Origin of the sequence: Parabacteroides sp. Y3-G-102 (assembly GCF_023656845.1) — a bacterium.
GTDB lineage: Bacteria > Bacteroidota > Bacteroidia > Bacteroidales > Tannerellaceae > Parabacteroides > Parabacteroides distasonis.
Window position 1 is genome coordinate 1 of the sequence record NZ_JAMOKU010000005.1, and the last position, 21,770, is coordinate 21,770.

At 45.3% G+C, this 21,770-nt stretch carries 23 protein-coding genes and 1 pseudogene; 13 read left to right on the plus strand and 11 right to left on the minus strand.

Annotated features, from left to right (window positions below; genetic code table 11):
* Positions 1–118, plus strand: a pseudogene (locus tag NBH16_RS03445) (ISAon1 family transposase); the annotation flags it as partial.
* A 407-nt stretch (positions 119–525) separates the two neighbouring features.
* On the opposite strand, the gene NBH16_RS03450 reads toward NBH16_RS03445, so the two are convergent.
* Together NBH16_RS03450 and NBH16_RS03455 are read right to left on the minus strand one after the other, a co-directional pair.
* Complete coding sequence (locus NBH16_RS03450; protein WP_005866743.1) at positions 526–867, minus strand: type II toxin-antitoxin system HicB family antitoxin; 342 nt, start codon at positions 865–867, stop codon at positions 526–528.
* A gap of 11 nt (positions 868–878) precedes the next feature.
* Entirely contained in the window at positions 879–1,139 is a 261-nt protein-coding gene (locus tag NBH16_RS03455) for a type II toxin-antitoxin system HicA family toxin (protein ID WP_036615281.1), read from the minus strand.
* A 329-nt stretch (positions 1,140–1,468) separates the two neighbouring features.
* Here NBH16_RS03455 and NBH16_RS03460 point away from each other — a divergent pair, with 329 nt between their 5' ends.
* The 10 genes from NBH16_RS03460 to NBH16_RS03505 all read left to right on the plus strand — a co-directional run bounded on the left by NBH16_RS03460 (position 1,469) and on the right by NBH16_RS03505 (position 12,188).
* Positions 1,469–2,782: a porin gene (locus tag NBH16_RS03460; RefSeq protein ID WP_005861166.1), complete on the plus strand. Its 1,314-nt coding sequence runs from the start codon at positions 1,469–1,471 to the stop codon at positions 2,780–2,782.
* Positions 2,783–2,812: 30 nt separating this feature from the next.
* A complete protein-coding gene (locus NBH16_RS03465) occupies positions 2,813–4,024 on the plus strand; it encodes an imelysin family protein (RefSeq protein ID WP_250788105.1) in 1,212 nt (403 codons plus the stop codon).
* Positions 4,025–4,041: 17 nt separating this feature from the next.
* Complete coding sequence (locus NBH16_RS03470) at positions 4,042–5,448, plus strand: di-heme oxidoredictase family protein (RefSeq protein ID WP_005866749.1); 1,407 nt, start codon at positions 4,042–4,044, stop codon at positions 5,446–5,448.
* Positions 5,449–5,470: 22 nt separating this feature from the next.
* Positions 5,471–6,706, plus strand: a complete 1,236-nt coding sequence (locus NBH16_RS03475) for a porin (protein ID WP_005866751.1) — start codon at positions 5,471–5,473, stop codon at positions 6,704–6,706.
* A gap of 9 nt (positions 6,707–6,715) precedes the next feature.
* Positions 6,716–7,423: a hypothetical protein gene (locus NBH16_RS03480; RefSeq protein WP_211738482.1), complete on the plus strand. Its 708-nt coding sequence runs from the start codon at positions 6,716–6,718 to the stop codon at positions 7,421–7,423.
* 11 nt (positions 7,424–7,434) lie between these two features.
* Positions 7,435–8,589 (plus strand): Rid family hydrolase, encoded by a 1,155-nt coding sequence (locus NBH16_RS03485; protein WP_008778471.1) that lies wholly within the window; start codon positions 7,435–7,437, stop codon positions 8,587–8,589.
* Positions 8,590–8,671: 82 nt separating this feature from the next.
* Positions 8,672–9,361 carry a hemerythrin domain-containing protein gene (locus tag NBH16_RS03490; protein ID WP_010185248.1) on the plus strand — a complete coding sequence of 230 codons (690 nt, stop codon included), beginning with the start codon at positions 8,672–8,674 and terminating at the stop codon, positions 9,359–9,361.
* Between the two features lie 10 nt (positions 9,362–9,371).
* On the plus strand, positions 9,372–9,983 hold the full coding sequence (locus NBH16_RS03495; RefSeq protein ID WP_005866756.1) for a response regulator transcription factor: 612 nt from the start codon (positions 9,372–9,374) through the stop codon (positions 9,981–9,983).
* A 171-nt stretch (positions 9,984–10,154) separates the two neighbouring features.
* The gene (locus tag NBH16_RS03500) at positions 10,155–10,721 is read left to right on the plus strand and encodes a DUF3575 domain-containing protein (RefSeq protein ID WP_121961248.1); all 567 of its coding nucleotides are present in this window, start codon (positions 10,155–10,157) and stop codon (positions 10,719–10,721) included.
* A gap of 18 nt (positions 10,722–10,739) precedes the next feature.
* Positions 10,740–12,188, plus strand: coding sequence for a DUF3868 domain-containing protein (locus NBH16_RS03505; RefSeq protein WP_121962003.1), 1,449 nt, complete (start codon positions 10,740–10,742; stop codon positions 12,186–12,188).
* A gap of 60 nt (positions 12,189–12,248) precedes the next feature.
* Here NBH16_RS03505 and NBH16_RS03510 read toward each other — a convergent pair whose 3' ends face one another.
* Positions 12,249–13,319 (minus strand): NAD(P)H-dependent flavin oxidoreductase, encoded by a 1,071-nt coding sequence (locus tag NBH16_RS03510; protein ID WP_005861189.1) that lies wholly within the window; start codon positions 13,317–13,319, stop codon positions 12,249–12,251.
* A 255-nt stretch (positions 13,320–13,574) separates the two neighbouring features.
* Between NBH16_RS03510 and NBH16_RS03515 the strand changes: the two genes are divergently transcribed.
* Both NBH16_RS03515 and NBH16_RS03520 read left to right on the plus strand, forming a co-directional pair.
* Positions 13,575–14,861: a putative porin gene (locus NBH16_RS03515; RefSeq protein WP_121962002.1), complete on the plus strand. Its 1,287-nt coding sequence runs from the start codon at positions 13,575–13,577 to the stop codon at positions 14,859–14,861.
* An 85-nt stretch (positions 14,862–14,946) separates the two neighbouring features.
* Positions 14,947–15,765: a PstS family phosphate ABC transporter substrate-binding protein gene (locus NBH16_RS03520; protein WP_005861193.1), complete on the plus strand. Its 819-nt coding sequence runs from the start codon at positions 14,947–14,949 to the stop codon at positions 15,763–15,765.
* A 47-nt stretch (positions 15,766–15,812) separates the two neighbouring features.
* On the opposite strand, the gene NBH16_RS03525 is transcribed toward NBH16_RS03520, so the two are convergent.
* From NBH16_RS03525 to rsmA, 8 genes are all read right to left on the minus strand, one after another.
* On the minus strand, positions 15,813–16,592 hold the full coding sequence (locus NBH16_RS03525; protein WP_005861197.1) for a UDP-2,3-diacylglucosamine diphosphatase: 780 nt from the start codon (positions 16,590–16,592) through the stop codon (positions 15,813–15,815).
* On the minus strand, positions 16,589–16,906 hold the full coding sequence (locus tag NBH16_RS03530) for a metal-sulfur cluster assembly factor (RefSeq protein ID WP_005861198.1): 318 nt from the start codon (positions 16,904–16,906) through the stop codon (positions 16,589–16,591). Before NBH16_RS03530 ends, NBH16_RS03525 begins: the two co-directional genes overlap by 4 nt.
* A 71-nt stretch (positions 16,907–16,977) precedes the next feature.
* On the minus strand, positions 16,978–17,685 hold the full coding sequence (gene radC / locus NBH16_RS03535; protein ID WP_005866762.1) for a RadC family protein: 708 nt from the start codon (positions 17,683–17,685) through the stop codon (positions 16,978–16,980).
* A gap of 85 nt (positions 17,686–17,770) precedes the next feature.
* Positions 17,771–18,337 carry an elongation factor P gene (gene efp, locus NBH16_RS03540; RefSeq protein ID WP_121737042.1) on the minus strand — a complete coding sequence of 189 codons (567 nt, stop codon included), beginning with the start codon at positions 18,335–18,337 and terminating at the stop codon, positions 17,771–17,773.
* 100 nt (positions 18,338–18,437) lie between these two features.
* Entirely contained in the window at positions 18,438–19,142 is a 705-nt protein-coding gene (locus tag NBH16_RS03545; RefSeq protein WP_122382579.1) for an LrgB family protein, read from the minus strand.
* Positions 19,143–19,145: 3 nt separating this feature from the next.
* Positions 19,146–19,484 carry a CidA/LrgA family protein gene (locus NBH16_RS03550; RefSeq protein ID WP_005861203.1) on the minus strand — a complete coding sequence of 113 codons (339 nt, stop codon included), beginning with the start codon at positions 19,482–19,484 and terminating at the stop codon, positions 19,146–19,148.
* A 113-nt stretch (positions 19,485–19,597) separates the two neighbouring features.
* Positions 19,598–20,944: a magnesium transporter gene (mgtE, locus tag NBH16_RS03555; RefSeq protein ID WP_005861206.1), complete on the minus strand. Its 1,347-nt coding sequence runs from the start codon at positions 20,942–20,944 to the stop codon at positions 19,598–19,600.
* A gap of 15 nt (positions 20,945–20,959) precedes the next feature.
* Positions 20,960–21,760, minus strand: coding sequence for a 16S rRNA (adenine(1518)-N(6)/adenine(1519)-N(6))-dimethyltransferase RsmA (gene rsmA, locus NBH16_RS03560; protein WP_036615240.1), 801 nt, complete (start codon positions 21,758–21,760; stop codon positions 20,960–20,962).
* Positions 21,761–21,770 lie beyond the last annotated feature (10 nt).

Genomic DNA, 21,770 nt, shown 5'->3' on the forward strand with positions numbered 1-21,770 from the left:
GGCAACTAATGCATTTGCAGAGTCTTTTAATGCTAAAATTAAGGCGTTTAGAGCTGCTTTAAGAGGAGTAACGGATATAAAATTCTTTCTTTTCAGACTTACAAAGCTGTATGCTTAATCCCCCAGGTTTATCGGGTGAGCCCCGGAGACTCGGATCTCTATCAATACATCATCAATGAGCCGGATAGCTGAACACAAAAAGAGCCTCTCTTCACAGGGAGGCCCTTTTTATGTGATGCCGGAAATAACCAATAAAAACTTCCCGACACTACGGTGTTAATCATCTTATATGCTTACATAAAATTAGCAGAAGGCTTTGGTTTGCGATATACTAATAGTGTTACATTCTTTTTGACATTGCAAAGATACGTCGGCCTATAAGGGTGCGCAATACCTATATATATGTAAAAAAGGAGAGTTCGTACCTATTAATTGCTATATTCTTCTTCATGGCCAGTGAAATATGGCGTAAAAAAGGCGTGAAACCAAGTGGAATCACGCCTAAATCTATCTATGCCTTTATTTTTAATGGGCAAGCTTCAACTGATTCTCCAAAGCCTGTTTTATATACCCGTTAATCGTAGTTCCCGCCTCTTGCGCCAATGCTGCGATTCGGCTATGTATTTCTGGTGAAATACGGATATTTAACGTGCCACTATAAGGTTTACGAGGTTCCACGCCATCAGCCAAACAGCCGGCAAGATAGCTTTCTACTCCGGCTTCAAAATCCGCACGAAGTTCATCGATAGTATTACCTTCATAAAGAATTAAATCTTTACTCATACCAAGTACCTTTCCGCAAAGACAGTTATCAGCCTTACTGTACTCAACAGAACCTTTATAACCTTTGTATTCCAAATAGTCCATATTGAATCATTTCATTTAATTAAACCATTACTTTTTAAATGCTGATATATCGCTTTCATCATCCACTCCTTCATAATACTACCCGGATGCGGTTTATGAATATCAATATATTGTCCCGTCTGTTCATTTTTAAATCTCACGCGAGAACCTGACGTTGCACCTTTATTATGCTCGTTATAGCCATAAGAAGAAAGCAATTTTAAAGTTTCCTCGTAGGTGAAATCTTTAGGTAGTTTACAAAAATGCTCGATCAACTTTTCTTTAGAACCCATATCCTTGTTCTTTCTGCAAATGTAACTAATATTAGTTGCAAAACAAAAGAATATGGAGGAAAACTTCCCGACACTACAGTGTTAATCATTTAATGATCTTCTCGCTTGTAATAACTAACGCTTACCTCTGAAATAATACAAAACCGTATTTTCCAAAATTAACTATCAAGTTGTCTTGCGGGTCAATAATGGGGCCTATTGGGTGTGATGTCCTGAAAATATTCTTCCGGGATACCTATGAGTAGGTAATTAGGGTCTTATTTTACCTACTTCGGGCGATTGTAGCAAATTCTCAGCCCCTGTAATTTTGCTAAAAATTATAAAACGCAATGAGAACGTTAACAAATTTATTAGCGATTGGATTACTTTCCTTTACCGCTCTACATGCTCAAGAGAGTAATATGAGCTCTACCGTAAAGGCATCGGAGATGTATGCCGACGGTTTTTCTAAATTCCGTTTTGGAGGATATGGTGAGATGGCTGCCAGTTATATGGATTATGATTGGAATTGGGTGACACCTCAAGGTACATCACATATGAATCGGGCTACTGTCTCTATCCCTCGTTTTATTTTAGCTTTTGATTATAAGTTCTCTCCCAAATGGGTACTGAGTTCCGAGATTGAGTTTGAGTATGGAGGAACAGGCGCCGCACGGGAAGTGGAGTGGTACGAGGAGAATGGAGAATATGAGACCGAGATCGAGAAAGGTGGCGAGGTCGCCTTGGAGCAGTTCCATATCTCTTATCTGATGAACAAGCATTTAAACTTCCGTTTTGGACATATGATCGTACCGGTAGGCTTGACCAACGCACATCATGAACCCTTGAACTTTTTCGGTGTATATCGTCCGGAAGGAGAGACTACCATATTACCTTCTACTTGGCATGAGACGGGTGTGGCTCTATTTGGTGATTTAGGAAATTTCGATTACGAGTTACAAGTCGTTTCCGGTCTGGACCCACAAGGTTTCCGTATGGAGAACTGGGTTGGCAAAGGTACGCAAGGCGCTTTCGAGGAAACTCAATTTACGCATCCTGCCTTTGTGGCTCGTGTCAACTATAATGGAGTGAAGAAATTTAAAGGCTTACGTGTGGGCGCTTCTTTTTATTATAACCAACCCTCTAAGAATAGTAGCAAACCGCTGCGTAACCAAGGTGAGAAATATCCGCTTACCATCGTGACGGCGGACGCTCAATATAAAAGTCCGAACAATAATTTGATCGCCAGAGGTAATATCGTTTACGGCCATCTGGGCAACAGCAACGCTTTGACAAAGGTAAACAATAACTCATCTTCAGCTTCCGGATATCCTAATTCAACCGTGGCGGAGACCGCTGTCAGTTATGCGGCTGAGGTTGGCTATAATGTAGGTTCCTTCTTTAGTCGGAAAGCCCCTAGAATTTATCCTTTCGTTCGCTACGAATATTATAATCCGATGCAATCCGTGGAGAAAGGCAGTAATAAACTGGCGGATAGACGTCTTCAAAAGAGCGTGATTACGGCTGGCCTTAACTATTACGCATTGCCTAATCTGGTCGTAAAGGCGGATTATGCGCACCGTATTGTAGGTAAGGGTGATTATAATAGCCAGAATATGGTTTCTGTCGGTATCGCTTATATCGGCTGGTTCTTATCAAGATAATAGACTATTAACAAATATATATGTAAGAATATGAAAAAAGTACTTTTATTACCCATGATGTTGATGGGTGTGGCTTTGAGCTTCACTTCTTGTGGAGACAACGATGATCCGGGCAAGGACCCCGATGTTGTAACTTATGACTTTAAGAATCTTCCTGCGGATTCGGATGCAAAACCAACAGAAGATCAGATGAGTGCGGTTGTCGCTACTTTCGTTGATGAGGTAGCTTTGCCTACCTATAAGGACATGTTGACAAAGATGACCGCCTATAAAAATGCGGTAGACAAGTTCATCGCGTCTGGTTCTAAGAATGATTTAGCGGATGCCTGCGACGCTTGGCGTGCGGTTCGTGTACCTTGGGAACAAAGTGAGGCATTCTTGTTCGGTGTGGCGGATTTGGCACAGCTCGACCCGAGCTTGGATAGCTGGCCTTTGGATAAGAACGGTATAGAGGAGATTATAGCTACAGGAGAATTCAGCAAGATTTCAGGAGCTGTAGACGAAGATGCGGAAGATGGTCCTCAAAATTTACGTGGATTCCATACGGCGGAAAAGATGTTATTCTTAGACGGCGAGCCTCGTGATCTGGAAACAAGCCCGTTCGCAAAGAATGAATTGGAGTATTTGAAGTTAGTGTCCGAACGTATGTTATCTGATACTCAAGACTTATACAATGGTTGGTTGAAAGGCTTAGGAACTTCGGATGTTCCTTCTTCTTATGCGGAGGCTATGAAGAAACATGACGGTTCTGCCTATTCCATTGGTAATGTGTATCAGGCGATTGAGCTTATGCTGAATGGAAATAATGGTATGGCTGGAATCTCCAATGAAGTAGGTTCCGCTAAGATAACTGACCCGGTGACCGCATGGAATGGAAGTAATAAAGACGCTACTGACCCGAATAACCCCGGTGTCTTGGCTGTAGAGTCTTGGTATAGCTGGAATTCCTTGGACGACTATAAGAACAATATCGTAAGTATCAAGAACGCTTATTTCGGCGGTCGTGATTTGGATGAGGAATCCGCTTCCGAGAGTAGCTTGCATGCGTTGACTAAAATGATTAATCCTACGTTGGATAGTTTGATGGTAGTTCAAATTGATAAGACAATCAACGCTATCAATGCGATCGGCTATCCTTTCCGTAACAATCTAGGGGATACGGAGCATATCAATACAGCTACAGAAGCTTGCGCTGATTTAACGACAGGTTTGGGCGTTGTTAAGTCTAAGTTCACGAACTAATCGGACAAGCCGATACGATGAAACGAAGATTACTTCTATTATTCGCTTTATCCGGTAGTCTGCTGTGTAGTTGCGAATCCGAGGACTTGGAAAATTGGCAGGTTAAGAAACCCAATGGGCAGGTAGCTTCCGAGAAGGAATTGTCCGCGGGTATCTCAACCATTTTCTCCAATGCCCCGGATGCGTACGATACGCAGGCAAACTGGGTTACGGGCGAATTAGAGACGCGATTTAATCGTGGTGATGGATTGTACGACGATGCTCGCGGTGTTGAGAATGTGGATGGTGGAGGACTAGGGCCGCTTTATGCCGGATATTCTTGCGGTTCCTGTCATAAAAGTACCGGGCGGACCCGTCCGGCTATAGCCGATGGAGGTTCCGGCCCCGGCTTCTCATCCATGCTTATTTATATATCACGTAAAAGTGGCGGCTATTTTCAAGATTACGGCCGGGTACTACATGATCAAGCGATATACGGAACGAAACCGGAGGGAAGGGTTAAGATTACTACTACTTCCCAAAAATATACGTTCCCCGATGGGGAGGAATATGAGTTGGTCACCCCTCATTATGAGATAAAGGAATGGTATGCTGATAGTATCCCGATGTCGGATTTACGGATTTCCGTACGTCAACCCTTACGGCATGTCGGAATGGGGCAGATGATGGCGCTCGACTTGGATATGCTAAAGCAGATCGCTGCTAAAAGCAATTATCCGGAATATGGTATTAGTGGACGTATAAACTATGTGACGGAAAAGGGAAAGAAGCAGATCGGTATCTCTGGTAATAAGGCGAATCATGCCGACTTAACGGTGGAATTGGGATTCTCTTCCGACCTCGGTGTAACGAACGATCGTTTCCCGCATGAGGTAGGAGAAGGACAGAGTAATATGATGGGTTTTGCCATGACCGGGGCGCAGGTCTCTACGGAAGATATGGAAGATGTGGATTTATACCTCCAGACCTTGGGGGTACCCGCCCGTCGGAATGTGGATGATCCTACGGTTCTTCAAGGAGAGCAACTTTTCTATCAAGCGAAATGTCATTTATGCCATGTGACTTCCTTGAAGACACGCCCTCGCGGATCTGTCCTTTTGAATAATACGGAATTGCCTCAATTAGGTAATCAGGTGATCCATCCTTATTCGGACTTTTTATTGCATGATATGGGGGTTGAGCTAGGGGATGATTATCCCAGTGGCTTGGCCAACGGTAATGAATGGAGGACTACCCCGTTATGGGGATTGGGATTACAAGAGGTCGTAAACGGCCATACCTATTATTTACATGATGGCCGTGCCCGGAACCTGACGGAGGCTATTATGTGGCATGGTGGGGAAGGAGCTGCGTCGCGTACCCTATTCTCTCGCATGACAAAAGACGAGCGGGCCGCTCTGATTAAATTCCTACAAAGTTTATAAATAAATAACGCATAGAATCGAAATGAAAAAAATATATAGGACGTTGCTTGTGGTGCTTCTATCAGCAGGTGTTTTCTCCGTGAAAGCTCAAGATACAAAGAAAGAGATGGATGATAAATATGTAGAGAACGATGTGGTTTCACTAGCGGGAAAGAAGGGCTTTTCTTTTTCTACCAAGGCCGGTGATTTTTTGTTTAAGCCCTATGCGTTGGTACAGGCAAGCGCTTGCTACAACCGATATGACGACCAAGGGCTGGAAAGCCATTATGCCAAGAGCGTAGCGAACTCCGGTTTCGCGATCCCTAACGCTATTCTCGGTTTTACGGGTAAGGCTTTTGGACGGGTTACTTTCAATTTATCGCTGAATGCCGCTAAGAGTGGAGGTGCTTTATTGCAACAGGCTTGGTTCGACGTAGCGATCAAGGAGTCGTTTCGTATCCGTGTCGGTAAGTTCAAGACACCGTTTATGCATGGCTATTTAAGTACTTTGGGGGAGACGTTGTTTCCGGTACTGCCTTATTCCGCTTCCCAATCCGTATTGCTTCCTTACGACGTGAATTATGTCATACCGAATATGTCCACGGGATTCGACTTGGGTGTACAGGTACATGGTTTGATCCATGATAAATGGAATTATCAAGTCGGTATTTTTAATGGTACGGGTATCGACGTGAATTTGGCGACTAAGACAAACTGCGATGATCATAAATGGTTGCCTTCGCTGTTATATGCGGGTCGTCTGGCCTTTATGCCGAAGGGGGAGATGCCAACGTCTCAAGGCTCACCGGAGAATCTGAACGACGATAAGATGTCTATCGCCGTATCTGCCTCTTATAATGCGGAGGCCGAGTTCTTGACCAGTAGCGACACCCGTGTGGGCGTTGAGTTCGCATGGATCAAGAACCGCTGGTATGTGGCTGCCGAAGGTTACTATATGAATATGCATTTTACCAAGATCATGCAAAAGCCGGATAAGAATTTCTGGGGAGCTTACGCTCAATTGGGCTATTTCATCACTCCGAAATTGCAGGGTGCTTTGCGATATGATTTCTATGATCGTAACGCTACGGATGAGGGTGGTTTGTTGAATATGCCCGCCGCTGGTTTGAATTATTATTTCTTTAATAATAATTTGAAGCTACAGGTTATGTATCAATATCTAGGTCGTAGCGGTCATGCTACGCAGAATGACCGGGATGAGGACGCTATTGGATTGGCTCGTCACTCCGCTACGGCTATGTTGCAGTTCACGTTCTAATCTTTGGGTATGAAACGATATAGTCAATATATAATGTATGCCTTATTCCTGTTATTCGGGCTGGGTTGTGATGAGGGTAAGATTTATCCGGATGAGACGGTTGATTCCGGGCGAACCGCTACCGTGTCACTTTCTTTCACTGGCCTGAAAGCTTGGCCGAAGGAGAATATGCTCTCGTTATGCGCTTTTGGCGAGGATAAGTCGAAACCTTTGCAAACCCAGCGTATCAGTAAGCCGGCGGAAGACGGCAAAAGACTAAAACTCCGATTGAATAATGTCACTCCGGATACGAGGAGTATAGAGGTCGCTGTGATTAGTAGGGGATTGCGGTTGGTTTACTCCTATTATACGTCTCCGGTGGATGATTCGGACGAACCGCTTGATTTGTCTGTGGGCGAATTGGATTTAGCGAGCTTCAAACGTGTACAAGCGCAGGTGTTCGACTTGAATTGCCTGTCTTGTCATGGCGGGGGATCGGGATTGGCCGGTCAGCTGGATCTTAGGGACGATGTAGCCTATAAATCCTTAGTGAATGTCAAGGCGCCCCTTTCGGAAGAGGGTAAGAACTACGTGACCCCGGGTGATATAAACGATAGTTTCTTGCTGGATATATTGGAGGATAATCCGGTACATAAGGATATGTTCAATAGTTCCGGGAAACAGGAGGTCCTTGCTTTGATCCAAGGTTGGATCTTAGGAGGGGCATTGGATAATTGATAAGAAAGAAAATGATGAATTATACGAGAAAAATAGATACGGATAAAGCGGTAGAGGTTCAGATCTCTTCATTCACGGGCAAAGGTGGAACAACGGAATATCAGGTGATGGTATCGATTACAGACCCTTGTTTGTCTTTCGTGGAGCAATTGCAAAACCTTTTGCGGGTTTATGTGACTGTCGTGAAGGAAGAGCTATCGAATGACGCTACCGCCGTTTTCCGCCGTTATTTTTTAAGTGACGCGGCTAATCAGACGGATAGCGTGATGGAGTGGGAGTGCGAGAGCGCCTTTTGTCCGCTCTCTATCGTGCAGCAACCGCCTTTGAATGGAACAAAGATCGCTATGTGGACTTATTTGCAAACGGGCATGTCGGTACAAACGTACGATTCCGGTTTACTGGAAGCGTCGCATAACGGTTATAGGCACCTCTGGGGGGGAGGTGCCTTCAATAAGGCGGCCAATTCGGAATACCAGATCCGGCTTTTATTGAATGACTATGTGATGCAATTGATGGGGCAGCGTTGTACGTTGGCCTCTCATTGTGTCCGTACTTGGTTCTTTGTGCAAAACGTAGACGTGAATTACGCCGGTGTGGTGAAAGCCCGGAAAGAAGTTTTTATCACGCAGAATCTTACGGAGAAGACGCATTATATCGCTAGTACGGGTATCGAGGGACGTCATGCCGATCCCTCGGTGTTGGTACAGATGGACAGTTATGCGGTGGATGGGTTGGAGCCGGGACAGATTCAGTTCCTTTACGCTCCCACGCACTTGAATCCTACTTATGAATATGGAGTAACCTTCGAGCGGGGTACGGCTGTTACGTATGGGGATCGTAAACAGGTCTTCATCTCGGGTACGGCGAGTATAGATAACCGGGGAGAGATTGTCTATCCGGGCGATATCGTAAAACAAACCGAGCGGATGATGGAAAATATCAGCGTGTTGCTGAAAGAGGCGGACGCTACTACTCGTGATATTACGCAGGCGATCACCTATTTGAGAGATATGGCTGATTATGCGGTGGTTAAGAAGTATTTTGAGGCGCATTACCCGGATTTGCCACATTTGATAGTCTTGGCCCCCGTTTGCCGTCCCGGATGGTTGATAGAGACTGAGTGTATAGCGGTCGTGCCGACGGAGTCGTCCTTTAAGCCTTTGTGAAATAATAATAAATGTACGAGATATGGAAGAAAAAGGAGTATATTTGGCTATTCAAACACCAAGACAAGTTAGAAAGAAGCCTATGTATAAAAATGGAATGTACCGGGAAACCGATAAAATGAGTGATCTGATCTGCGAGAACTATCCGATGGTTTTAGTCATGAGCCGTTTTGGTATAGCGCTCGGGTTCGGAGAGAAGAATATCGGGGAGGTTTGCCGGCAGAATGGGGTGGATGCTTGTACTTTCCTGACGGTCGTGAATTTCTTGGTCGAGGAAGTGAATACGCCTGTCGAGAATATCAGCAAATGCCTGTCGATCGAGAACTTGATCCGCTATTTGCATAATGCCCATGATTACTTCTTGAACTTCCGCTTGCCACATATCCGTCGTAAATTGGTAGACGCTATATCCGGGTGCCCGGAGGATGTCGCTTTTGTGATCACGAAGTTTTTCGATGAGTATGCGGAGGAGGTAAATAAACATATGTCTTATGAGGAACGTGCTGTTTTCCCTTATGTCCGTAATTTGTTGGAAGGAAAGAGAGATCCGAAATACAATATTACGATCTTCCGCAAGCGTCATGATCAGATCGAGATGAAGATCACGGAGTTGAAAAATATCCTGATCAAATACTATCCGGGAGCGGGTACGAATATGCTGAATAGTGTCTTGTTCGATATTTTTGCCACGGAGGAAGACTTGGCTTCACATACCCGTGTGGAGGATTATTTGTTTGTACCGGCCATATTGGCTTTGGAAAAACAATTATAAGCATGAATCGATGAGTACAAATCTAAAGATTGCGATAGCCGAACCTTCTGTTATCATAAGGAGCGGACTGGAGAACCTGTTGAAACGGTTACCGGGTTTCCGTATCCAGATGGTGGAGATTCATTCGGTGGAATCTCTTTTCGACTCGCTTCGTATGCACAAACCGGATGTGTTGATCGTGAACCCGGCTTTGCCCGGCTATTTCACGTTGCAGCATTTGAAGGAGGAAAGCGGCTGTGCCGAGATGAAATGTATCGCTTTATTATATTCTGTCTCAGACAGTGTGTTATTGCGTTCTTATGATGAACAAATTAACATATACGATAGCGCTGATGAGATCAAGCACAAATTGGAACGGTTGAACGCCGAGGTACTTCCGGATGACGAGCCGGAAGGGGATGACGAGCAACAATCGTTAAGCTCGAGGGAAAAAGAGATCGTAGTCTGCGTCGTGAAGGGAATGACAAACCGGGAGATAGCGGATCGTTTGTTTCTTTCTACGCATACGGTCATCACCCACCGTCGTAATATCGCTCGGAAACTTCAAATTCATAGTGCCAGCGGTCTTACGATCTATGCGATTGTCAATAAGCTGGTCGAATTAGGCGACATCAAGCAGTAATCGTATATTTATAAGTAAGTTAAAGGGAATGTGGATAAGCGATAAAAGCGCCTTCCGCATTCCCTTTACTATTAATATAATTAAATTTAATGATCATATCTTATTAACGCTTATCGAAAACTAAAACCCGTTTATTCCTGTTTCTTCTTCAAATCATTAAGCTTATAAGAAATGAAGAAAGCATTTTTACTTGGATTAGCATTGTTATTTTCCTTATCTATGAGCGCACAACATTTCGCGTTGAAGAACAATCTTCTCTACGACGCGACTACGACTCCGAACTTAGGATTCGAGGTGGGCTTAAGCAAAAAGGTTACATTGGATGTCTCGGCGGGATATAATCCTTTCAAGTTCAATGACGGTAAGAAACTGAAGCACTGGCTTGTCATGCCGGAAGTGCGTTATTGGACTTGCGAGAAATTCAACGGTACGTTTATTGGCGTGCATGCGTTGGGCGGACAGTATAATATCGCTGGGATTAAATTACCCTTTGGCATATTCCCTAATTTGAAGGACCATCGTTATGATGGTTATTTGTACGGTGGCGGACTTACGTTGGGACATCAATGGATACTGAATAAGCGTTGGAGTATAGAAGCCGCTATCGGCGCCGGTTATGCCCGTGTACATTATGATAAGTATAATTGCGGGGAATGTGGCACCAAGATCGAGACCAAGAACTCGAACTATTGGGGTGTAACGAAAGCGGCCCTTTCTATCATTTATTTTATCCACTAAAAAACGATCTAGAGAGATATGAGACATTTATTGAGTATATGTATCGCTTTATTGTTCCTCGGAGGTGTGAGCCTACAGGCACAGAACGGTGTGCGAGGAACTGTTAGTTTCGAGAATGTAAGCGCAAAGAAGGACGGAAGCCAGCTTATGATGAATTTTACGACCAATCTGAGCAATCTGCGTTTGAAATCCCAAGAGATGGTCATCCTGACACCGGTATTGCAATCGGTGGATAAATCGCAGTCTTACCAGTTTAACCCGATCGTGATTACCGGGCGGGCACGTATGAAGGCGTTGAACCGTGAGTTGGGTTTCAATAGTTATGAATTTCCCCAAACTCCTAGCTTGATTATCCGTCAGACGAAGAAGGGGCCGGAATTGATTCCGGTGGAATTGTCCGTACCCTATGCGGGATGGATGCGAAACGCTACCTTGATGGTGGATGAGAATACCACGGGATGCGCTTCTTGTGAGGTCTCAAATGACATCTATGGGGTGATGAGCCGTGTATTGCCTCCGTTAGCTCCTCCCGTTTATGAGCTTAGCTATGTTACTCCTCCGGTAGAGCCTGTGAAACAACGGAGCGAGACGCATTCCGCTTATTTAAACTTTGAGGTAGGCAAGTCCGTATTGTTACGTGATTTCAAGGATAACGCTACCGTGCTGAATGAGGTGAATAAGATTGTAACGGAAGTCCGTAACGATAAGAATCTAAGCTTTACCGAATTTAAGGTTACCGGATACGCTTCCCCGGAAGGTGGCTACGATTATAATATGAGATTGTCCGAGAGTCGTGCCAAGGCTTTTGTCGCTTACATGAAAGATAAGGAGAAGATAGATCCTTCCTTGATGAAAGTGAATTGGATGGGTGAGGATTGGATCGGATTGCGTCAAGAGGTTACGAAATCGGATTTGGCGAATAAGAAGGAGATTCTGGAGATCTTGGATATTCAAGATATAAACAAGCGCAAGGCTAAACTACATGCCTTGAACGGAGGTCGGACTTATAAGATATTATTGGATAAATACTATCCTCCTTTAAGACGTATTGATTATACCTTGGCTTATATCGCACGTCCGTTCGACGTGAACGAGGCCAAGCAAGTGATCAAGACGAAACCTCAATATTTAAGTTTGAATGAGATGTTCTTGGTAGCCAATTCTTATGATAAAGGTAGCGATCAGTTCAAGGAGGTATTCGATATCGCCGTTCGTCTTTATCCGACCGACCCGATCGCTCAATTAAATACGGCGGCCCTTGAGATTGAGACTGGTGCTTACGATCCGGCCATCAGTCGTTTGCAAGGTATTAATTTGCCGGAAGCATGGAATAACCTAGGTGTCGCTTATGCGATGAAGAAGGATTATACGACCGCTATGCAATATTTCGATCAAGCTGCCCAAGCCGGCGTGCAAGATGCCGCTGCGAACCGGGATGAGCTGGCTGCTTGGTTAGCCGAGCAATAATGGAGATACTTACCTTCGAATATAAAAAAAAGCCCCCGTTTCCGGAGGCTTTTTTTGTGCTTATAATTTCGCTTTCCATTCATTCATCAACTCGGTAATGGTTTCCCGTACCGAAGTGATCTTATTCGCTCGCCAAGCGTTACTGCCGGCGAAAGCGTATCCATTCTCGAAATTCCCTTTGAAGGCGTTGTATAAGGCGGTGACGATACAATACGGGCTGCGTGATATATCGCACGTCTTGATACAGTTGAAGGGACAAGCTTTCGGTTGCTTGATTCCCGCCTTTACTTTCTCAAGGAAACTGCAATGGATGGCTCGTCCGGGCATGCCGACGGGACTTTTGATGATCTCTATGTCCTTCTCCTCGGCCTGTATATAGGTCTGTTTGAAGGCTTCCGAGGCATCGCATTCCGTGGTGGTAACGAACCGGGTTCCTAACTGAACGCCTGATGCTCCAAGGTCTATCATGCGTTTGATATCTTCACCCGTATAAATGCCTCCTGCCGCGATTACCGGGATCTTTTTGTCGTATTTCTGCTCGAAATGAGAGACTTCCTCTACGACTTGAGGTAATAATTCTTCCAATGAGAAATGCTGGTCTTCCAACTGGTTTTCCTTATATCCCAGATGTCCACCCGCTTTCGGGCCTTCTAGTACCACCGCATCCGGAAGATAATCATAGTTATTCTTCCATTTCTCGCAGATGATACGTACGGCACGTGCGCTGGAAACGATGGGAACCAGCTTGGTGACGCTATCTTTCTTGAGGAAAGAAGGCAAGTCCAAAGGCAGTCCAGCACCGCTGAAAATGATGTCTACCTTTTCCGCTATACTGGTCTTTACCAGTTCAGCGAAGTCGGAAAGAGCTACCATTACGTTTACGCCGATGATACCTTTCGCTTTTTCCCGGGCCTTGCGGATCTCTTCCGCTAACCCGAGATTCCCAGCTTCTGTATAATTGCTGGGTGACAATTTCTTATATAAAAGTCCGAGACCGGCTGCGGAGATAACGCCGATCCCACCTTCATTTGCGACGGCCGAGGCTAAGCCGGAAAGAGAGATGCCTACGCCCATTCCACCTTGGATGATTGGAATACGAGCCTTTAGGTCTCCGATTGTTAATGTCTTCATTAAAAAAATAAATATAGTGTTTCAATAATCGAGGCAAAGGTAGCACAATATCCCAATAAATGTGCGAAATGGACCAGAATTATCGCGCAAATATTCTAGTCATGTGCAATGTATGGAACGAACCGATTATTTTATGTAAATTCGTCCCTGAATAATTAGGCAAGACGTCTGTAACAGGATTGTAATGTATGTGAAACGGGTGTGAAACAGGAGCGTTGTAACTTTGCGACGCAAATATAGTTTTTATAGTTAGGAATGAAATTTGGAAAAGTTATAGCGCTCATGTTAGTGCTGCTTCCATTCAGTATGGGAGCGCAGGAGGTGGATCAGTCGGTGGAAAAACGTATCGATTCCTTGGCTACGGAAGTGACTACCTTGGATAAGGTAGTCCAGAAGCTAAGCAATTTCAAGGTTTCCGCTTATATCCAAGGACAATACCAATATGGACAGGAGGACGCTACCTTGAAGGTGGGCGATAAGAACGAGAACTTGGATAAAGGGTTTAACCGGATCGGTATCCGCCGGGGCCGTATGAAGTTCGAGTACAATGATGGGATCGGAACAGGTGCTGTCCAGATCGAGGTGAATGATAAGGGAGTAAGTTTCCGTGATCTGTATATCGGTATCAAGGACCCTTGGACGAAGCGTAGCCAGTTGATGGCTGGTGTGTTCAACCGTCCTTTCGGTTATGAGGTCTGTTATTCCACGAGTTCTCTCGAATCTCCGGAGAGAGCGACTATTATCCAGTATTTCTTCCCGGATGAGCGTGACTTGGGAGCGATGCTTACCTTACGTACCAAGACTACCAGCCCATTGAGTTTCTTGCGATTGGATGCCGGTCTGTTTGCCGGAAACAGTATCAACCGGGAGACGGATAGCCGGAAAGATTTCATCGGGCGTCTGGGTGCCGAGAAGGCGATAGGCGACTGGGGAAAATGGGGAGCCGGTTTCTCCTATTACCATGGTTTTGTCTACAACCCGACTACCGAGGCATATGAGATGCGTGGCAATCATTTCGTTAAGAGGGATATGGGAGAGACGGGTACTTATATGAAGCGCCAGTATTTAGGTTTGGATGGACAGTTTAGTTTTCTTTCATCTTTAGGAAAGACCACTCTCCGTGCGGAAGGTTTGATCGGTACCCAACCCGGTATCGCCGGGAGCAGTAAAAGCCCGAACTACAGTACCCGACCGGAGAATTTGCCGGAAAATTCTTTGTTTAAGCGCCCTTTCCTTGGTTACTTCTTTTATTTGGTACAGGATATAGGCGCCTCTCCTTTCTCCGCCGTATTGAAATATGACGTTTACGATCCGAATACGAAGGTGAGTGGAAATGAGGTAGGGGCGGAAAATAGCTTCACCTCAAAAACCGACTTGGCTCAAAGCACGATAGGTATCGGCGGTATCTATAATTTCAATAAACATATCCGTCTACAAGCTTACTACGAGTTTAACTTCAATGAGAAAAGTAACCTCGTGAAGGGCTACGAGAACGACCGGAAGGATAATGTATTGACAGTCCGTCTTCAATATAAGTTTTAATTCATAGGATTGTAATATCTGTTTCATCCCATTGAAATACCGAAGTATTTATTTTGTATCGTAAATAAAAGATAAATACAAAGTAATGAAGAAGACGATTTTATTAGCTGCCATGGCAGCGTGTTTGTTTGCTACGAATGTGTTTGCCCAGAAGATAAAGGGTAGCGATACTTGTTTGCCTCTTACCCAGACTGAAGCCGAGAATTTCATGAATAAGAACAAAGCTGCTAAGATAACGGTGACGGGTGGTGGCTCCGGCGTGGGGATCTCCGCTTTGATGGAAGGCACTACGGATATAGCGATGGCTTCCCGTAAGATGAAATTCGACGAGCGCATGAAGTTGCAAGAAGCCGGGAAGAAAACGAAAGAGGAGGTGATCGCCTACGACGCTCTGGCTGTTGTCGTGCATCCTTCCAACAAGGTATCCAATCTGACCCGGGAGCAATTGGAAGGCATTTTTACCGGCAAGATCAAGAATTGGAAAGAAGTGGGTGGTGCGGATATGAAGATCGTGGCCTATTCCCGCGAGACTTCTTCCGGAACCTACGAGTTCTTCAAGGAGAGCGTGTTGAAAAATAAGAACTATATGAACGGTATCTTGAGCATGCCGGCTACAGGTGCCATTATCCAAAGCGTAAGCCAGACGAAAGGAGCCATTGGCTATGTAGGTCTTGCTTATTTGAATAAAGAAGTGAAGCCGATCCATGTATCGTATGATGCCGGAAAATCCTACGTGGAGCCTTCGTTGGAGAACGCAAGGAATAAGACCTATCCGGTTGTCCGTCCGTTGTTCTACTACTATGAGACGAAGAATGCCTCAAAGGTGCGACCGTTCATCGATTATGTGATGTCTGCCGAAGGACAAGCGACGGTGAAGAAGGTTGGTTATATCCCGGTAAAGTAAGCGGAGAATCCGGACAGCGTTGTATGAGCACATCATACAACGCTGTCTTATGTGTTGGGATAAGATTGTCCGTCCGTCTCTTCCAGAAACTGATCCATATACAGATTCTCGCCATCCCATACGATATAAGAGAAGAATTGCATCCAATCCCCGGCTATGAGAATACGGGAGGTACGGCTTAACATCAAGTCCAACATGATGTGGCGATGGCCGAAAATGAAGAAGTTTATATCGGGATGCGTCTTTAGATATTCCTTGGCGAAAACAACCATATATTCAGCGTCTTCCCCTTGATACTTTTTAGCCTCTTGCTTTTCCAGTCCACTCTTCCGGCTGTTGAGCGACCAACCTAAAGCGAACCCGAACGTCCAGCGGGGATGTATTCCTGCATATAACCATTGGCAGAACTTATTCCGGAAAATAGCCCTGATCAGACGGAATGCCTTACTCCGGAAATCTACCTCATCGCCATGCCCGAGGAAGAAACGTTTCCCTAATAAATCGACTGTCAAGGTATCCCGATGGATGATGGCGCCTATCTCTTTCGGCAAGTAGTCGAACATCCAGATGTCATGGTTACCGATAAAGATATGTATTTCTATGCCTCTGTCCGCTAACTCGGCCAATTTCCCCAGAAAACGTACATGTCCTTTCGGCACGACGTATTTGTATTCGTACCAATAGTCGAATAGATCTCCCAGAAACCAAATGGCGGAAGCGTCTTCCTTGATGCTATCCAGCCAACGTACCAGTTTCTTCTCGATGGCTAAAGGGTCCTTGTGGAAACGGGCTCCCAGATGTGCGTCTGAGGCGAAATATATTTTCATAGAAAACCTAATTCCAGTTTAGCCTCCTCCGTCATCATGTCCTTGTCCCATTCCGGCTCGAAGACGAGGTTTACCTCTACATTGTTCACCCCATCGACCGCTTCTACCTTCATACGGACATCTTCCAATATGAAATCGGCCGCCGGACAGTTCGGGGCGGTGAGGGTCATATCGATGCGTACATTTTTTTCCTCATCGATATCTACCTTATATATAAGCCCAAGATCGTATACGTTTACGGGTATTTCCGGGTCGTATACCGTCTTCAGCATAGCGACGATCGCTTCTTCTGTTTGGAGAAATTCGTTGTTCATCTTCTTTTGTTTTATACGCGAATATACATTAATACTTCTATATACTAAACCGGGGGAAAAGAGAATTTGTTTCACCGGACCAGCCTTCCTTCATCCGCATAGCTATAATAACCGCTATCGGACAGGATGATATGGTCCAGTATCCTAATATCCATCAGCTTCGCCGCCTTTTGGATACGCTCGGTCAAGGCATCGTCGTGCGTACTGGGGCGGAGGCTACCGGATGGATGATTATGGCATAGGATTATACCGGAGGCCAAGGCGTTGATCGCCGCTTTTAATACCAAACGGATATCCACGGAAGTCTGGTTTACTCCGCCCTGACTGATTTTTACCTTTTGTATCACCTTATTTAATGGATTGGTTAGAGCGATCCAGAGTTCCTCATAAGGTAAATCGCATAGTTGGGTACGGAATAGGAGATAGGAGTCTTTGCTGCTTCGGATAGCATCTTGAGGAGACGCCTCTGAGGTTTCCCGCCGTTTCCCTAGTTCCATAGCGGCGCAGATCGTGACCGCCTTCGCCTCTCCGATACCTTTAAAGCCGGAAGTTAATTCTTTGATGGAACGTTTACCCAATGTATTCAGATTGTTGTTTACGGAGTGAAGTATCCGTTGAGAGAGTTGTACGGCCGTCTCCTCATTGTTGCCGGATCCGATCAGTATGGCGATCAATTCGGCATCGCTTAATACGGAAGCGCCTTTTTGAAGCATTTTCTCACGGGGCCTGTCTTCTTCGGCCCATTCCTTGATGGAAAGTTTTCCTGTCTTTTCTTTCATAGTCGGGAAAGGTTTATGATTTGGTTAAAAAAATAGTTCCCGCCTGCTTATCAAGCGGGAACCGTATATTTTGACAAGACCCGGATTACTCGCGGATACGGCCTACGTAAGAACCATCAGTCGTATTGATCTCGATAATCTCGCCCTCGTTGATGAACAACGGAACGCGAACTTCCGCACCAGTCTCTACGGTTGCCGGTTTCAAGGTGTTAGTAGCAGTGTCACCTTTAATACCCGGTTCTGTATAAGTAACTTTTAATTGAACTTTTGTAGGCATGTCGGCGAAAAGAACCGTATCGGTAGATGCATCAGAAACAACGTCTACAATTTCTCCCTCTTTCATGAAATCAACGCCGTTGATCAAGTTTTTGTCGATGATCACGTCATCGAATGTCTCTTGGTTCATGAAATGATAATGCTCGCCTTCCGTATAAGTGAACTGATACGGGCGACGTTCTACGCGTACATCTTCCAACTTCTCACCGATATTGAAACGACGCTCGATCTGACCGCCTTTTACAACATCTTTCAATGTGGTACGCATGATGGTATTACCTTTACCCGGTTTTACGTGAAGGAAATCGACGCAGAAATAGAGTTTTCCGTCCAAACGGATACAAGTTCCTTTCTTAATGTCTTGTGAATTGATCATATTTATTTTCTTTATTTATATATGTTATAGAGTAATCCGTAACGTTTTTCGGGTGCAAAAGTAGTACATTCCTGCTAAAGTAGCAAAAAGTTTTGCGTATTTATATGGAAAAATAGTTGCAAATCAACCGAATAACCGGAACCAAGACCGCTGTCATGATACCCATCAAGCCAATCGCCAGTCCGCTTAATGCTCCTTCGATGGCCCCGATTTGAATGGCCGCTGCTGTTCCTACTCCATGGGAGGAAGCCCCTAACGCCAGTCCTTTAGCGATATGGCTATCTATTCCCAGTACCCTCATCACGATAGGGCCCACTATACTGCCAAAGATTCCTACCGCTACGACGATGACGGCGGTAAGTGAAGGTATGCCGCCCGCTTTCTCCGCTATCCCCATAGCGATCGGGGTGGTGACGGATTTCGGCTGGAGCGTGGCGATCAACGCTTGGTCGGCTCCCATCAATTTACCGATGATGATTACGCTTACGATTCCGACAATGGCCCCGACAAATACGGAAGTCAAGATCGAAACGACATTTCCCTTTAGATATTGGATTTGCTCATATAACACATAGCCAAGGGCCACTACGGAAGGCCCCAGCATAAAATGGATCAAATGACTGCTTTGCTGGAACGACTCATATTGAATGCCTAGGACTTCCAGTACCACGATAATCACGAAGATGGTCGTAAGCAAAGGATGCAAAAGACTGATATGGACTTTCTTGTAAAGAGCCAAGGAAGTCAGGTAGGTACCAATTACCAAGGTAAGAGCGAAAATCTCGGAATGCACCAGATTATCCATGGTCTATTTTCCCTTTTCCAGTTTTTGTTGCACCAACGCTACGCTGGCGATGACTAAAATTGTACTTACTACGGAAGCGATCAGCAGGACTGCCCAATACTCGGAGATGATCCCGAAGGAATTCATAAGCCCTACACCGGCAGGAACGAAGAATAATCCCATGTTTTGGGTAAGAACCGTGGAAAGACGTTTCACCTTTTCAGGTTTTACTTTCTTGAACGCGAGGGCTAAAAACAATAGCACCATCCCAATTACGCTACCCGGTATGAAACCGTCGATAAAGTAGCTGATAAACTCTCCCGTGAAATAGAAGAAGAGAATGTAAAATGCTTCTGTTAGCATAGTTTTTCTACCTTTTTTTTGATAACCGCTACAAAGATAACAGCTATTTCGTAGATATGTTCTATAACATATTATTTTAACATAATAGGGGCGGGGTTCGCCCACCCGTGGCATCAAGCTAACGCGGAAGTAATGAACATATAAATCATCATACCGATAATATCGTTGGTAATGGTGATAAACGGTCCGGTCGCCAAGGCCGGATCTATCTTCATCTTATCTAAGGTCATGGGAACTAACGTGCCGAATATACTGGCGAACATTACGACGGCGAATAGGCTTAAAGATACGGAGGCCGTAATCCCCCGGTCTCCCAGCATGAAGAAGTTGTAAATGAACACGACCAGACTGATAATGCTGGCATTGATTAACGAGACTACAGACTCTTTTAGGATTTGCGGTACGATATTCCCTTCCTTCAAGGTATTGTTTGCCAAGCCCTGTACCACGATAGCGGAAGATTGTATGCCTACGTTTCCACCGGTACCACCGATCAGCGGGATAAATAGCGCCATCTTCGGGTTAGTGGCGAAACTGCTCTCGAAACCACCGAGGATAACGGAGTTTCCCAATCCTCCGATCATGCCGATCAGCAGCCAAGGTAGGCGGGCGGCGGTTTGGGTGAATACATTATCCGAGGTTTCCACGTCTTGCGAGATACCGGATGCCAACTGGTAATCACGCTCGTGTTGCTCGCGTACCTCATCCATAACGTCATCGATCGTGATACGTCCTACCAGACGTCCGATACTATCGACTACGGGCAAGGCTACCAAGTCGTATTTCTCGATCGTCTCCGTAACCTCCTCGATACTGTCGCTGTCGCGAACGGAGATCGGGTCTTTTTTCATGACGTGCTTGATCTTGGAGACAGATGGGTGGGTGATCAGTTTCTGCAAGGGGAGCACACCTTTCAAGCGCTCGTCGTCATCCACTACATATACATAATAGATCTCGCTCATCTCCTCCGCTTGCTTGCGCATCTCGTCGATACATTTGGGCATACTCCAATTCTCGTTCACCACGATCATCTCGGTACCCATCAAACCGCCGGCGGTGTCCTCGTCGTATTTCAACAAGTCCACGATATCACCGGCCTGCTCTACGTCCTCGATATGCGAAAGGATCTCCTCTTGGGTATCCTCGTCCAACTCACGCATCAAGTCAACGGCATCATCCGTTTCCATGTTATCGACGAAACGCTTGGCGATAAGCTCATTGGGAAGTTCCTTCAATAATTTATGACGGTCTTCCTCATCCAGCTCCATCAAGACATCCGCCGCTTTGTCGCCATCCATCAATAGATAGAGATAAATGGCCTCTTGCAAGTTCAGTTCTTGATAAAGCTCGGCTATATCGGCAGGATATAGTTCATGAAGTACCTCCTGTGCCTTCGCGTCATCTTTGGCCTCGATGATGCTTTTCAGGTTCTCGATGTAATCTTTCGTCAGTTCGATCATTGGACTCTTATATTATTATAGGACATCACCAGCCTGCTTCTCCAAATGCTTTTGGCTGATCAAGGTCAGTTCCACGAATTGCTCCACGGATAACTGTTCCGGGCGCTTGTCGAATATCGGCAAGGCGTAATCCGGGCAATCTTTACCCAATAGGGGTTTCATGGAATTACGAAGCGTTTTCCTTCGTTGGTTGAATGAGGTCTTTACTACGGTCTTGAATAACTTCTCGTCGCATCCCAGCTCCTTGCGGTCGTTACGAGTCATTTTCAATACGGCGCTTTTCACTTTTGGAGGCGGATCGAATACTTTCTCACTGACGGTAAAGAGGTATTCCACGTCGTACCAAGCTTGGAGCAATACGCTCAAGATTCCGTACGTCTTGCTACCGGGACCCGCCGCTAGGCGTTCCGCTACCTCTTTTTGTAACATCCCCGAGCAGCAGGGAATCTGGTCCTTATAATCGAGGACCTTGAAGAATATCTGGCTGGAGATATTATAGGGATAATTACCGATCACGCAAAACTCACCCGGGAATATCTTCGAGAGATCCAATTTCAGGAAATCCTCGGCGATGATACGTCCTTTCAGATCGGGGAAATTCTGGTTCAGGTAATCTACGGATTCCATGTCCAACTCGACAACGGTCAAATCATGTCCCGCCTCCAGCAAGAACTGGGTAAGGACTCCCATTCCCGGTCCGATTTCCAAGACCGGCAAGGATTTGAAAGTATCGAGTGTGTCCGCAATGCGCTGTGCTATTTGCAGATCCTTTAGGAAATGTTGCCCTAATGCTTTTTTTGGCTTAACTAATCTCATCCACTTTTCG

Bases quoted from the DNA above. Each gene is read 5' to 3' on its own strand.
- NBH16_RS03500 (WP_121961248.1), top strand. From the start codon at position 10,155: ATGAAGAAAGCATTTTTACTTGGATTAGCATTGTTATTTTCCTTATCT.
- NBH16_RS03450 (WP_005866743.1), bottom strand. From the start codon at position 867: ATGGACTATTTGGAATACAAAGGTTATAAAGGTTCTGTTGAGTACAGT.
- NBH16_RS03455 (WP_036615281.1), bottom strand. From the start codon at position 1,139: ATGGGTTCTAAAGAAAAGTTGATCGAGCATTTTTGTAAACTACCTAAA.
- NBH16_RS03460 (WP_005861166.1), top strand. From the start codon at position 1,469: ATGAGAACGTTAACAAATTTATTAGCGATTGGATTACTTTCCTTTACC.
- NBH16_RS03515 (WP_121962002.1), top strand. From the start codon at position 13,575: ATGAAATTTGGAAAAGTTATAGCGCTCATGTTAGTGCTGCTTCCATTC.
- NBH16_RS03530 (WP_005861198.1), bottom strand. From the start codon at position 16,906: ATGAACAACGAATTTCTCCAAACAGAAGAAGCGATCGTCGCTATGCTG.
- NBH16_RS03525 (WP_005861197.1), bottom strand. From the start codon at position 16,592: ATGAAAATATATTTCGCCTCAGACGCACATCTGGGAGCCCGTTTCCAC.
- rsmA (WP_036615240.1), bottom strand. From the start codon at position 21,760: ATGAGATTAGTTAAGCCAAAAAAAGCATTAGGGCAACATTTCCTAAAG.
- NBH16_RS03465 (WP_250788105.1), top strand. From the start codon at position 2,813: ATGAAAAAAGTACTTTTATTACCCATGATGTTGATGGGTGTGGCTTTG.
- NBH16_RS03550 (WP_005861203.1), bottom strand. From the start codon at position 19,484: ATGCTAACAGAAGCATTTTACATTCTCTTCTTCTATTTCACGGGAGAG.
- NBH16_RS03505 (WP_121962003.1), top strand. From the start codon at position 10,740: ATGAGACATTTATTGAGTATATGTATCGCTTTATTGTTCCTCGGAGGT.
- NBH16_RS03510 (WP_005861189.1), bottom strand. From the start codon at position 13,319: ATGAAGACATTAACAATCGGAGACCTAAAGGCTCGTATTCCAATCATC.
- NBH16_RS03495 (WP_005866756.1), top strand. From the start codon at position 9,372: ATGAGTACAAATCTAAAGATTGCGATAGCCGAACCTTCTGTTATCATA.
- NBH16_RS03470 (WP_005866749.1), top strand. From the start codon at position 4,042: ATGAAACGAAGATTACTTCTATTATTCGCTTTATCCGGTAGTCTGCTG.
- NBH16_RS03490 (WP_010185248.1), top strand. From the start codon at position 8,672: ATGTATAAAAATGGAATGTACCGGGAAACCGATAAAATGAGTGATCTG.
- NBH16_RS03520 (WP_005861193.1), top strand. From the start codon at position 14,947: ATGAAGAAGACGATTTTATTAGCTGCCATGGCAGCGTGTTTGTTTGCT.
- NBH16_RS03485 (WP_008778471.1), top strand. From the start codon at position 7,435: ATGATGAATTATACGAGAAAAATAGATACGGATAAAGCGGTAGAGGTT.
- efp (WP_121737042.1), bottom strand. From the start codon at position 18,337: ATGATCAATTCACAAGACATTAAGAAAGGAACTTGTATCCGTTTGGAC.
- NBH16_RS03545 (WP_122382579.1), bottom strand. From the start codon at position 19,142: ATGGATAATCTGGTGCATTCCGAGATTTTCGCTCTTACCTTGGTAATT.
- NBH16_RS03480 (WP_211738482.1), top strand. From the start codon at position 6,716: ATGAAACGATATAGTCAATATATAATGTATGCCTTATTCCTGTTATTC.
- radC (WP_005866762.1), bottom strand. From the start codon at position 17,685: ATGAAAGAAAAGACAGGAAAACTTTCCATCAAGGAATGGGCCGAAGAA.
- mgtE (WP_005861206.1), bottom strand. From the start codon at position 20,944: ATGATCGAACTGACGAAAGATTACATCGAGAACCTGAAAAGCATCATC.
- NBH16_RS03475 (WP_005866751.1), top strand. From the start codon at position 5,471: ATGAAAAAAATATATAGGACGTTGCTTGTGGTGCTTCTATCAGCAGGT.